Genomic DNA, 12,317 nt, shown 5'->3' with positions numbered 1-12,317 from the left:
CCTTTCAAATAAAATAGCCATCATTATAACATGTTGCTTTTTAAGTGAAAGCGTTAAGTTGTTAGGGTATAGTGGCTTAAAAATTTTAGGATATTGAGAATGCTTGAATCTTCTAGCCATTTTTTAAAATCGTTCCGCTTGAAGCGTTATATAGGGTTTTTATTGATTTCTTTAGCGCTATTAATCACACCCTTTGTTCGCATTGATGGGGCGCATTTGTTTTTGATCTCCTTTGAGCATAAGCAACTGCATTTTTTAGGCAAGATCTTTAGCGCTGAAGAATTGCAAGTCATGCCTTTTATGGTTATTTTGCTTTTTATAGGGATTTTTTTCATCACCACTAGCCTTGGGCGTGTGTGGTGCGGGTGGGCTTGCCCGCAAACCTTTTTAAGGGTGCTTTATAGAGATGTGATTGAAACCAAGATTTTCAAACTCCATAAAAAGATCAGCAACAAGCAAGAAAGCCCTAAAAACACCCCAAGCTACAAGGCGCGTAAAGTATTGAGCGTTTTATTGTTCGCTCCTGTTGTGGCGGGGCTAATGATGTTGTTTTTCTTTTATTTCATCGCCCCTGAAGACTTTTTTATGTATCTTAAAAACCCTAGCGATCACCCTATTGCTATGGGTTTTTGGCTTTTTAGCACGGCTGTGGTGCTGTTTGATATAGTGGTGGTTGCGGAGCGTTTTTGCATTTATTTATGCCCTTACGCTAGGGTGCAATCGGTGTTGTATGACAATGACACCTTAAACCCCATTTATGATGAAAAGCGTGGCGGAGCGCTTTATGACAATCAGGACCATCTCTTCCCCTTACCCCCCAAAAAGCGCAACCCAGAAAACGAATGCGTGAATTGTTTGCATTGCGTTCAGGTTTGCCCCACGCATATTGACATCAGGAAGGGCTTGCAATTAGAATGCATCAATTGCTTAGAATGCGTGGATGCATGCACAATTACCATGGCTAAATTCAGTCGCCCTTCACTCATCCAATGGTCTTCAACTAACGCTATTAACACGCGCCAAAAAGTGTGCTTGGTGCGTTTAAAAACGATCGCTTATTTGGGGGTTATCGCTATTGTGATCGCTCTTTTAGCCATCACTTCGTTTAAAAAAGAACGCATGCTATTAGACATTAACCGCAACAGCGATCTGTATGAATTGCGCTCTAGCGGGTATGTGGATAACGATTACGTGTTTTTATTCCATAATACGGACAATAAAGACCATGAGTTTTATTTCAAAATTTTAGGGCAAAAAGACATTCAAATCAAAAAGCCTTTAAACCCTATCGCTATTAAAGCCGGGCAAAAGATTAAAGCGGTAGTGGTTTTAAGAAAACCCCTAAAGAGTAACGCCACAGCATACAAGAACGCTAAAGACGCTCTAATCCCCATTACCATACAAGCTTATAGTGCAGACGATGAGAATATTACAATAGAAAGGGAATCGGTGTTTATTGCACCTAGTGAAGATTGAAGCCTAAAACTAGCGCTCAATCACTTCATAAGGCAAGCCTTGTTTGATCAATTCTTCCATAAAGGGATCGGTGTTTAATTCTTCTATGTTAAACACCCCGGCCCTAAAATGATCCGCGCTCCAAGTGTCATTACAAATCATTTTAGCCGCACACATCGCTGGCACGCCGGTGGTGTAGCTTATGGCTTGCGAACCCACTTCTTCATAGCATTTTTTATGATCGCACACGTTGTAAATGTAGAGCGTTTTGTCTTGGTTGTTTCTAATGCCGGTCATATAGCACCCGATGTTGGTTTTACCGGTGGTGTCTTTGGCTAGAGTTGCCGGATCCGGAAGCAAGGTTTTTAAAAATTGTATCGGCACGATTTTTACGCCTTGATGCTCTATTTCTTTAATGCCTAGCATGCCGACATTTTCTAAGCATTTCATGTGGGTTAAATAATTTTGAGAGAAAGTCATAAAAAACCTCGCCCTCCTCAAGCCTTTAATGTTTTTGACTAACGATTCCAATTCTTCATGGTATAAAAGATACGAATCCATTTCGCCAATCTGCGGGTAAGCCCACACTTGCTTGATTTCTAAAGGCTTTGTTTCAATCCATTTGCCATTTTCATAATAACGCCCTTTAGAACTGACTTCCCTCAAATTGATTTCAGGGTTAAAATTCGTGGCAAAAGGGCGTTTGTGATCCCCAGCGTTACAATCTAAAATATCTAAAGTGTGGATAGTGTCAAAATGGTGTTTTTGAGCGTGAGCGACATAAGCGTTAGTTACGCCCGGATCAAACCCAGCCCCTAAAACCCCTAAAATCCTTGCTTCTTTATAGGCCCTATCAAACGCCCATTGCTCTTTGTATTCAAACTTCGCTAAATCCGGGTGTTCGTAATTGGCGGTATCAATGTAATGCGTTTTAGTTTCTAAACATGCTTGCATGATCGTTAAATCTTGATAGGGTAAAGCCACATTAACAACGACTTTAGGCTTGTATTTTTGGATTAAAGCGACTAAGGCTTGCGTATCATCGGCATCCACTTGCTCAACGCCAATTTCCCCCAAACCCTTTTTGAGCATGCTTTCTCTAATCGCATGGCATTTGTCTAAGCTCCTGCTCGCTAAAATGATATTTTTAAACACATCTCTGTTCATGCCCATTTTGTGTGCTACCACACTGCCTACGCCACCAGCTCCAATTTGTAATACTGTATGCAAGGAACACCTACTTTCTAACTGATCTCGTTCTTTTAGGGGGGTATTATATTATAATAAGATAAATTTGATTAATAAGGATGCAAGCTTGCAAGAAATTAAGTTGGATATTTATGCCACTTTGGTGTGCATGGTTTTAGTGCTGCTTTTGGGGCGTTATGTGATTTCTAAAGTCAAGTTTTTACGCGATTATGATATTCCAGAGCCTGTTGTGGGCGGGGTTTTAGTCGCTTTTTTTATCATGTTGGCGCGTCAGTTTTACAATTTTGGCTTGCAGTTTGATTCTTCTTTAAAAGATCCTTTAATGCTGACTTTTTTTATCACCATTGGTTTGAGCGCGGATTTCAAATCTTTACAAAAAGGCGGGAAAATGCTTGCGGTCTTTTTGCTGGCTGTGGCGGGGTTTGTGGTGTGTCAAAATGCAGTGGGGATTTCTATCGCTAGCCTTTTAGGGGTCAATCCTTTAATGGGGCTTTTAGGGGGATCTATCGCTTTAGTGGGAGGGCATGGCACTAGCGCAGCATGGGCTAATTTTTTCACCCAACCACCTTATAATTTTAGCTCCAGCTTAGAAGTGGGCATGGCGTGCGCGACTTTTGGCTTGGTGAGCGGGGGGATTATTGGAGGGCCTGTCGCTAAATATTTGATTTCTAAATACAAACTAGAGCCTAAAGACACTAAAGAAAAAGACACTTTAGAGGGCGTGGTGTCTAAAGGCTTTGAAACCCCTAAAGAGCAACGCCTAATCACCGCATCCAGTTTTGTAGAAACTTTAGCTTTGATTGCGATCGCTTTATTGGTGGGGACTTTTTTATCGCATTTGATGCCTAAAAGCTTCACCTTGCCGACTTTTGTGTGGTGCTTGTTTGTAGGGGTTATTTTAAGAAACACTTTGTCGTTTTTTAAAATCCATAGCGTGTTTGACAGAGAGGTTTCAGTTATAGGGAATGTGAGTTTGAGCCTGTTTTTAGCCTACGCTTTAATGAGCGTGAATTTATTGGAATTGTTAAAACTCGCTGTGCCATTAGCGGTTATTTTGAGCGTTCAAGTGGTGGTTATGATTCTTTATGTGGTGCTTGTAACCTTTAGGATATGCGGGAAGGATTATGATGCGGCGGTGTTGTGCGCGGGGCATTGCGGTTTTGGGCTTGGAGCGACCCCAACGGCTATGGTGAATATGCAAACCATCACCAACCACTATGGGCCATCGCATGTAGCGTTTATCGTCGTGCCTTTAGTGGGAGCGTTTTTTGTTGATATTATTAACGCTTTAGCGATTAAAGGCTTTTTGCTCTTGCCTTTTTTCCCGTCATGAGACTTTATGAGAGTTTATTAGAAATGTGCTTGAATAAGGCATGGGAGCATCAAACCCTAGCCTTAGAAAACCCGAGCGTGGCTTGCATGGTGCTAGATAAACACCATGAGATCTTGAGTTTAGAGACCCACAAAAAAGCCAAAACCCCGCATGCAGAAGTCTTAGCCGCCCAATCAGCGTTAAAGATTTTACGCCCCAGTTTGAAAAATGATTTAGAAAAGTTAGAAGACCCTAAAACTTTAAGCGATTTTTTAAAAACGCACCACGATAACGCTTTTACAGACTGCGTTTTTTTAATCACCCTAGAGCCATGCAATTCTTATGGCAAAACCCCAGCGTGCAGCGAATTGTTAGAAATTTTAAAGCCTAAAAGAGTGGTCATTGCCACAGAAGAAAACGAAGCTAAAAAAGGGGGTTTAGCAAGGCTACAAAAGGCTCGTATTGATGGGGTGGTTTGTGAGAGTTTGGAAAACAAGGCTAAAGACTTGCTCCTGCCTTTTAGGATAATGGAACAAAAGGGGCGTTTTAATTTGTTCAAACTCGCTTTAAGGATGAATGGGGATTATTGTCATGGCAAGATCACCGGGCAAAAAAGCGTTATTTTTACGCACAACCAGCGAGCAATATGCGACACGCTTATTGTTTCTGGGAAAACCATAAGAACGGATAACCCCTTATTAGACGCTCGCTTTTGCGATAGCTTTTATCAAAATAAAAACCCCAATATCGCTATTTTATCCAAGCATTCAATTGACCCCAATTCAAAGGTTTTTTCTGCGCCCAATCGTTTAGTTAATGCTTTCTGTGACCCTAAAGATTTGCCCCTAGAGAAGGGGTTTAATTTCATTGAAGGGGGGTGGGAATTGTTTGAGAGCTTGAGGGATAAAATAGATGCATTGCTTTTGCATTCGCATGCGTCTATGATCAGTGAAGCGTTTAGCACATTCGCTCTAAAAACCCCTTTTAAAGGGCGGTTGTTGCATGCACAAATCTTAGAAAATGAAGCCCTTTTATGGATAGAAAACTCTTAAGATTATACCAGCCTTTAAACGCTTATGCTTACAACAGCGATTCGCTTTTTTTATACGATTTTTCACGCCCTTTTATCAAAAATAGCGGTGCGATTTTAGACATAGGTTCAGGGTGTGGAATCTTAGGCTTACTCTGCGCTAGAGACAACCCGCTAACGAGCGTTCATTTAGTGGAAAAGGATAACAAAATGGCGTTTTGCTCCCAAAAAAACGCCCTTAAATTCCCCAACGCTCAAGTGTTTGAGAGCGATTTTTTAGATTTCAACCCCCCGATTTTGTATGATGCGATTGTGTGCAACCCTCCTTTTTATGCCTTAGGCTCTATCAAATCTAAAATTAAAGGGCATGCGAGACACCAGAGCGAATTAGACTTCGCTTCTTTGGTGGCTAAAGTGAAAAAATGCCTAAAACCTAAAGGGTATTTTATTTTTTGCTATGAATCCTTGTCGCTTTGCTTGGTGGTAGAGAGTTTAAAAAGCGTTAAACTCACGCTAGAAACTTTAAGGTTTGTCCAAAGTTTTAAAGACAAAAACGCCCATTTGATGCTTGGATTGGCTAGGAATAATTCCAAAAGCGCTTTAAAAGTTTTACCCCCTTTAATCACGCATAATTCCAAAAACCAAAGCGACAACACCAAAGAAGTTCTAAGTATCTATCAAATTTGTAACACTTACTCTATCAAAGCGCTTCTAAATTAGCGCCTCATAAATTAAGGATTAAAAAATGAAATGTTCGCATTGCCAGTTGGAGTTTAAAGAAAGTGAGCTTTTTAAAGAGGTGATCCATCATAAAGAATTGCATTTTTGCTGCACGGGGTGCGCTAGGGTGTATGCGTTATTACTAGATTTGAATTTAGAGAGCTTTTATGACAAATTAAACGATTCCACTTTAGCCCCCGTAACGCCCCAAGATTCAATGAGCGCTTTGGAATTAGAACAAGCCCTTGAAGAAAACAATAAGGGCGATTTTATCCTTAATCTTTTGCTAGAAAAAACGCATTGCAACGCTTGCTTGTGGCTCAATCAAAAGGTTTTAGAGCGCTTAAAGGGGGTTAAAAAAGTGAGCGTAAATTTCACCACCCACCATTTACAAATCGTGTTTGACAAGTCCTTAAACCCTAAAGAGATCGTTCAAAAAATTGAGAGTTTGGGTTATGGGGCTAAAATTTATAACGCAAAAAATTACGCCCTAAAAGCCCAAAAAGAGCAGCGCTCCTATTTACTCACTTTAAGCGTGGGGTTTTTTGCCACCATGAATTTGATGTTTATTGCGATTGCCAAATACGCGAGTTATGGTGGTGCAAATCATGGCGCTGGCATGGATAAGCTCATGCAAAGGAATTTGGATCTCGTATCGCTTTTTTTAAGCTTGTTGGTGTTAGTGGTTGTGGGGCGTTTTTTCATTAAGGGAGCGTTTTATGGGCTAAAAAATGGCGTTTTGGGCATGGATTTGAGCGTGTCCTTTGGAGCGTTATCGGCGTTTGTTTATTCCGTTTATGCCATGTTGGTGTCCCAAGAGACTTATTTTGAAGCGAGCAGCACGATTTTAACGCTGGTTTTTGGCTCTAAGTTTTTGGAATTAAAGGTCAGGCTGTTTGCGAATGAAAAATGTCTGGCTTTAGAATCGCATGAAATCCATAGCGTGATTATTGTAGAAAAGGACAAGCAGATAGAAAAACACCCTAAAGATGTCGCTATAGGCTCTGTTGTTTGGGTGCCAAGCGGGGCTAAAATCGCACTAGATGGCGTGCTTTTAAATCATGCGAGCGTGGATGCGTCTTTGATCAGCGGGGAGTTTAAGCCTTTGGAATTGGGGGTTAATGATCCAATTTTAGGGGGTTATGTGAATGTGGGCGTGCCTTTTAGCTATCAAGTGAGCACTAATCTTCAAAACTCACGCCTTTCTGGTTTGTTGGAAACTTTAAAAAAGAGTTTTTTAGAAAAGCCCTTAATTGAGAGCAGCGCGAATAAAATTGCGGATATTTTTTCTAAAGCGGTGTTGTTTTTAGCTTTTGTAAGCTTTTTATTATGGCAATTTGGTTTGGGGGGTAATTTTGAAAAAGCCTTGATGGTGTGTATTAGCGTGTTAGTCATCAGCTGCCCTTGCGCATTCGCCTTGGCTACGCCCATTGCGTTAGTGATAGGGGTGTTTAAAAACCCTTTGATCGTGTTTAAAGAAGCGTTGTTTTTAGAAACTCTGGCTAAAGTGAAAAAAATCTTTATAGACAAAACCGGCACGCTCACGCAAAAAGAAGTCCTTTTAAAAGAAAAAATCATTTATGAAGAATTTGATGAAAGGCTTTTAAAGAGCCTTTTAAAAACCAGAGAGCATTTAGCCCATAGCGCGATCCTTAAATCTCTAAATAGCGATGAGGTTAATTTAGAAAAGATAGAATTTTTCGCTCATGGCCTGAAAGCGAGCTACCACAATGAAACTTTGCTAGTGGGGAGTTTGAAATTTTTAAACGCTATGGGGGTTGATACAAAGGATAAAGAGAGCGCTAATATCATGGTAGGCTTTGCGAAAAATGAGACCTTATGTGCGTTATTCATTTTAGAAGAGCGTTTGAAAGCTAACGCTAAAGAAGTCATTCAGGCCTTACAAAATAAAGGTTTAGAATTAGAAATTTTAAGCGGGGATAATGAAAACTCGGTTAAGGAGTGCGCGAAAAAATTAGGGATTTCTAACTATCATGCCAATTTGACCCCTGAAGATAAGGCTCAAACCATCAGTTCTTATAAGGGCGTTTGCGCGATGGTAGGCGATGGCAATAATGACGCGCTAGCCTTAAAACAAGCGAGCGTTTCTTTAGGGTTTGAAAAAAGCGCTTTGAGTAAAAGCGCATGCGATATTTTGCTTTTAGAAGAGGATTTGAGTTTGTTGGAAAAAGCGTTTGATAACGCTCAAAAAGTCTATCAAGTGGTGTTGCAAAACATTGTTTTGAGCTTGATTTATAACGCTATTTTAATCCCGGTCGCTATGCTAGGATACATTAATCCTTTAATAGCGAGTTTGAGCATGAGTGCAAGTTCGCTCTTAGTGGTCTTAAATTCTTTGAGGTTGAAACGCTCTTAAACAAACCACATCGTTTTGGCTAAAATGGCAATTAAAAAACCAAAAGTTAGAGCAATAGGGTGGATATATTTACCAATAGGGTTTTTCTTACCCAAAAACTTACACGATAAAGAAAAAAGCACCAAAAGGAAAATGCTTAACGCTAAGATCACTTTAAGCATGAGCATCTTTTGAAAAGGGGTTTCACACCAGCCTTTATCGCCTCCCATGTATTGACTAAGCATCATGCCCCCTGTTAAAACAAGCCCTAAAACGCATAAGGGCATGATTTTAATCGCTCTTTGAGTGACTCCTGTATTTGCCTTATTGGCAAACTCTTCGCCAAACATTTTCTTCACATTAGGGAAAATTACCCCATCAAAAAACAAATAGCCAATAAAAATAATGGCGCACAATAAATGAACAACCAACACATAAGGATAAATCGCATCCATTTAAAATCCTTTATTCATGGGAAAATTAAAGAGTTTTTAATCTACTATAAAAGGATTTTATTGTCAAGTAGCCCACTATTATGGGAATTTTAGGGGTGGTCTTTGTTTGACTTTTAAGATTGCAATTAGCTATAATAAAATAATTAAAAAAGTAACACTTAAGCGGAGATCCTAGAGAGTGGTGTTCAATTTTATGGCAAAGAAGAAAAATAGAATGCAAGATTGCAAAATGGTTGGTAAAAATTTTAATCGTAAGGAATCTGTTTTGATAGCTCAATCTTTAGATATTTCTAAAAAAGGCTCGGTAATTTTAGGCGCTCTTTTGAGTTCGTTATGGCTAACAAACCCCTTAAATGCCCATGAAAAGAATGGCGCGTTTGTGGGGATTAGCTTGGAAGTGGGTAGGGCTGATCAAAAGACAAACGCTTATAAAAACGGCGAGTTGTTTCAAGTGCCTTTTGGCGATGTTTCGGCTAATGATGATGGTAAAGTTCCTGACGGGCAGACCGGTGGCTGTCAGCCAGCTTCAGGGACGCCAGGAACGCCAGGCTATACTAAAGCTAACTGCGTAGTCAATTGGACTTCGCGCACCATGCTAAGCACCAATAAAAACATTCCTGACCGTAACCAGCCGATGTATGGGCTAGGCGTGATGACAGGCTATAAGCATTTTATCGGTAAAAAAAGGTGGTTTGGGTTGCGCTATTACGGCTTTTTTGATTATGGGCATACCAATTTTTCTAACTCCAGGGCCGCTAACGCTATATCGCCTTTCTATTTGAGCGATCAAAAAGCCGACATGTATACTTATGGTTTTGGCACAGACATGCTTTTTAACATTATAGATAAGCCTAAAGCCACGGCCGGGTTTTTTGTGGGCGTGAATTTTGCGGGTAACACTTGGACTAATAATCGTGTGGGGTATTTTAAGGACGGGTATGTTTATGGCGTCAATACCGATGCTAACGCTTACATGACTAACGCTGATGGCACGATCACATGCGGGGACACGACACCGGCGAGTTGTAATGTGGGGATTAACCCTAATAGCGTCTATACCACAGGAAAATTGAACGCTAAGGTGAATTACACGATTTTCCAATTTTTAGTGAATGTGGGCATTAGAACTAATGTTTTTGAACACCATGGCATTGAGTTTGGTATCAAAATCCCCACGCTCCCTAATTACTTTTTCAAAGGTTCTACTACCATAAGAGCGAAAAAACAAGGCCCGCTAGAGAACGGCCAACCAACCACTATCACGGGAGCAGAAACCAATTTCAGCTTAACCCAAACCTTACGCCGTCAGTATTCTATGTATTTGCGCTATGTTTATACTTTTTAAATTTGGCAGGGGTTTTAGGCAAGGCTTAGAGATGAAAGCTTGACGCTTTAAGCTTTCAAATCGTCATTGATCTGTAACCATTCTGTGCTATTTTCTACTTTTTTGATAAATCTATCATTACCACTAATGAGTCCTTATGCTGTTGTGGGGATATTTCTATAATGCGTTCTAATTATTTATCGCTAAAGATATATTCATTGGAGTCAAATTTTTCTTTCAATTCTTTATTTTGATTGATAGAGATAGTCTCGCAGAGAGTTTAATTAGGCTAGAATGAGTAATGTCTAAAATAAATACCTTTAGCGTCCTTTATACAAACGCCCTTTTGGTGTTAGCGCATAAAAAGCTTTTTCTGGTCTCTCAAAAAGCCCCAAGTTATTTTTTGAAGGGCTATCTTTTAGCGCATGGTGGTTGAGTTCGCCCCTGATAGTGTTCCTAAAAGTATCGCTTTTGTATTTGTATCCCCACTCTTCTTTTTTTATTCGCTCTTCTAATGCTCGATAAATATCTTGCAATGTTACTTGTTTAACGCCTTTTTCCTCACAGGCAAAAATAAATTCCACTATCATTGCCTTAATAGAGGGGATAGTTCCAGGAAGCAATTTTTCTTGTTTTTCAATCTCTTTAATCTTTTCTTGAATGCTTTTATCTTTTGAGACTTTTTGTTCATTTTTAATAATGGCATTAAAAACTTCATTATAGTTTTGCAAATACTCTTCATTAGGAGTGAATAGGCTATCTGCATATTTTATAGAATTATAAATAGCGTTTAACTGCGTGTAATATAAGGGTTTCTTTTCTGTAAAAATGGTATTGACTTCAAAATTATTCTCCAACCCCCCTTTGGTTAAGTTGGTGCTACCTATAATGGAAGTTTTTTCTTTTCCGTTGTCAAACATATAAATTTTAGGGTGGAAGACAATATCTGTTTTGTTATTTTCTTTGTCGCCGTAGCAATAAAATCTTAATTTTTTATAAGTTTTATTTAAGTCTAGCAAAAATCGTATGGATTTTGAGTCGGTTGTTTTAAAATCAAGTCCTAACAATAATCTCAAATTCTGCCCCCTTTTCTAAAGAATCAATCAAAGCATCTTGAATCACTTCAACCCCACTGTATTTTAAAAAAGCAACTGCAATGTGAGTGTTTAAAGAATTTCTCAGCCCTTCGGTAATCACTTTGCCAATAGGATAATTGAGATTAGATAGGATTTGAACAGAACTCATCAAAAACCTTAACAACTTTTCAAGCTATTTTACAAGTCTTAAGTTAATGTTGCGTTGCAGGTCTTTTAATTTAGATCTCTAATGAGAGCTTACCATAGGTTTATAAATCCTACAATCTCTTATTAAGCTTTTTAAAATACCAAAGACTAAGAGCTAAGAATATGAAAAAGGGCGATAGCACGCCTATTTCAGGAATGAGTATCCCTGAAATGCTGAACTTCCCTAAAGCAAAGAATAGCCCCCAAACAACGAGCGTGATAATGATAAACTTTAGCCCTAAAAGAGCCAGGTTTTCATAGCGGGCGAGACTGGGCGAAAAATAAGCGATTAAAACGCTTAAAAACGGCACAAAAAAGGGCAAAATCGCAAACACATACAAAAACGAGCGCACTTTTTTCGTGTCTGCGTTTTGGCGCACTAAAGCATGCAAGGATAAAAGAGCGTCTGTGATAGAAACCGCGGGCTTGTTTTGATAAATGGTGTCTAAAACTTTAGGGCGGAAATTTTTGAGCGTTTTAAAGGTTTTTAAACGCGTGGTGTTTAAAGCGTTGTTGCCCAGTTCAAAACTTAAGGGCATCTCATAGATAGTGGTGTCATGCAAGATCCAATACTTGTCTTCAAAAAAAGCTTCTTTAGCTTCAGCGTAAGATTCTAAAGTCTTATCTTTTAGGCGAAAAACCTTGATGTTTTGGGCTTTTTGCAATAAGGGATTGATCTTATCAAAATACACGTAATCATCGTTATATTTCACTAACAAATGCTCTGAGACGCTCAAAGAATTGTCTTTATAAATCAAATTTTGCGTTTTTTCCTCCATATATACAAAAGGAGTCGCGTTCAGCCCCACATAAACAGCCGTGAAAAACAAGCTAATTAAAAAAATAGGGCTTAAAATCTGGCATTTGGAAAAGCCAATGGAGAGCAGGGCGGTGTATTGGTTGGATTTAATGAAGGCGATATAAAATAAAACCATCGCCAAAAGCAAGGAAATGGGCAAGGTGTAATTGAGAGCGAATAAAATGTCATAGGTGAAAAATAAAATAATCATGTTCGCAGAATCGGGCATTTTATCGGCGTATTTTAGGCTGTCAATGCCCACAAAAAACAATTCTAAAGCTAAAAGCACGATTAAAAAGTATTTGAAATAATACCACCCCACAAATCTAAACAAACGCACTTTAAACCCTTATTCAAACCACGATAAAAACTTG

Annotated in this window: 9 protein-coding genes and 2 pseudogenes; 6 read left to right on the top strand and 5 right to left on the bottom strand. The window is 39.3% G+C overall.

Annotated features, from left to right (window positions below; genetic code table 11):
* Positions 1-99 precede the first annotated feature (99 nt).
* Positions 100-1,476 carry a cytochrome c oxidase accessory protein CcoG gene (gene ccoG, locus FIM44_RS00340; protein WP_140578487.1) on the top strand — a complete coding sequence of 459 codons (1,377 nt, stop codon included), beginning with the start codon at positions 100-102 and terminating at the stop codon, positions 1,474-1,476.
* 9 nt (positions 1,477-1,485) lie between these two features.
* On the opposite strand, the gene FIM44_RS00335 is transcribed toward ccoG, so the two are convergent.
* Entirely contained in the window at positions 1,486-2,685 is a 1,200-nt protein-coding gene (locus FIM44_RS00335) for a saccharopine dehydrogenase family protein (RefSeq protein ID WP_140578485.1), read from the bottom strand.
* 85 nt (positions 2,686-2,770) lie between these two features.
* Here FIM44_RS00335 and gltS point away from each other — a divergent pair, with 85 nt between their 5' ends.
* The 4 genes from gltS to FIM44_RS00315 are packed head-to-tail and all read left to right on the top strand — an operon-like array spanning position 2,771 to position 8,103.
* A complete protein-coding gene (gltS, locus tag FIM44_RS00330) occupies positions 2,771-3,997 on the top strand; it encodes a sodium/glutamate symporter (protein ID WP_050826123.1) in 1,227 nt (408 codons plus the stop codon).
* Positions 3,994-5,028, top strand: a complete 1,035-nt coding sequence (locus FIM44_RS00325; protein WP_140578483.1) for a dihydrofolate reductase family protein — start codon at positions 3,994-3,996, stop codon at positions 5,026-5,028. Before gltS ends, FIM44_RS00325 begins: the two co-directional genes overlap by 4 nt.
* On the top strand, positions 5,010-5,726 hold the full coding sequence (locus FIM44_RS00320; RefSeq protein ID WP_140578481.1) for a tRNA1(Val) (adenine(37)-N6)-methyltransferase: 717 nt from the start codon (positions 5,010-5,012) through the stop codon (positions 5,724-5,726). The genes FIM44_RS00325 and FIM44_RS00320 overlap by 19 nt, the downstream gene beginning before the upstream one ends.
* A 25-nt stretch (positions 5,727-5,751) precedes the next feature.
* The gene (locus FIM44_RS00315; RefSeq protein ID WP_140578479.1) at positions 5,752-8,103 is read left to right on the top strand and encodes a heavy metal translocating P-type ATPase; all 2,352 of its coding nucleotides are present in this window, start codon (positions 5,752-5,754) and stop codon (positions 8,101-8,103) included.
* Here FIM44_RS00315 and FIM44_RS00310 read toward each other — a convergent pair.
* Positions 8,100-8,537, bottom strand: a complete 438-nt coding sequence (locus FIM44_RS00310; RefSeq protein ID WP_140578477.1) for a CopD family copper resistance protein — start codon at positions 8,535-8,537, stop codon at positions 8,100-8,102. The genes FIM44_RS00315 and FIM44_RS00310 overlap by 4 nt on opposite strands.
* 178 nt (positions 8,538-8,715) lie before the next feature.
* Between FIM44_RS00310 and FIM44_RS00305 the strand changes: the two genes are divergently transcribed.
* The gene (locus FIM44_RS00305) at positions 8,716-9,882 is read left to right on the top strand and encodes an outer membrane protein (RefSeq protein WP_140578475.1); all 1,167 of its coding nucleotides are present in this window, start codon (positions 8,716-8,718) and stop codon (positions 9,880-9,882) included.
* A 175-nt stretch (positions 9,883-10,057) separates the two neighbouring features.
* Here FIM44_RS00305 and FIM44_RS08525 read toward each other — a convergent pair.
* The 3 genes and pseudogenes from FIM44_RS08525 to FIM44_RS00295 form a co-directional block, all read right to left on the bottom strand.
* Positions 10,058-10,123: pseudogene (locus FIM44_RS08525) on the bottom strand (restriction endonuclease); the annotation flags it as partial.
* Between the two features lie 58 nt (positions 10,124-10,181).
* Positions 10,182-11,106, bottom strand: a pseudogene (locus tag FIM44_RS00300) (phospholipase D-like domain-containing protein).
* A gap of 109 nt (positions 11,107-11,215) precedes the next feature.
* A complete protein-coding gene (locus FIM44_RS00295) occupies positions 11,216-12,283 on the bottom strand; it encodes an LptF/LptG family permease (protein WP_039089331.1) in 1,068 nt (355 codons plus the stop codon).
* Between the last annotated feature and the right edge of the window lie 34 nt (positions 12,284-12,317).

The organism is Helicobacter pylori, assembly GCF_006440215.1.
In the GTDB taxonomy this organism is placed as follows: domain Bacteria; phylum Campylobacterota; class Campylobacteria; order Campylobacterales; family Helicobacteraceae; genus Helicobacter; species Helicobacter pylori_CS.
This window is presented reverse-complemented; position numbering and strand designations above follow the sequence as displayed.

Excerpts from the sequence above, each read along its gene's own strand:
- ccoG (WP_140578487.1), top strand. The coding sequence starts at position 100 with ATGCTTGAATCTTCTAGCCATTTTTTAAAATCGTTCCGCTTGAAGCGT.
- FIM44_RS00325 (WP_140578483.1), top strand. The coding sequence starts at position 3,994 with ATGAGACTTTATGAGAGTTTATTAGAAATGTGCTTGAATAAGGCATGG.
- FIM44_RS00320 (WP_140578481.1), top strand. The coding sequence starts at position 5,010 with ATGGATAGAAAACTCTTAAGATTATACCAGCCTTTAAACGCTTATGCT.
- FIM44_RS00315 (WP_140578479.1), top strand. The coding sequence starts at position 5,752 with ATGAAATGTTCGCATTGCCAGTTGGAGTTTAAAGAAAGTGAGCTTTTT.
- FIM44_RS00310 (WP_140578477.1), bottom strand. The coding sequence starts at position 8,537 with ATGGATGCGATTTATCCTTATGTGTTGGTTGTTCATTTATTGTGCGCC.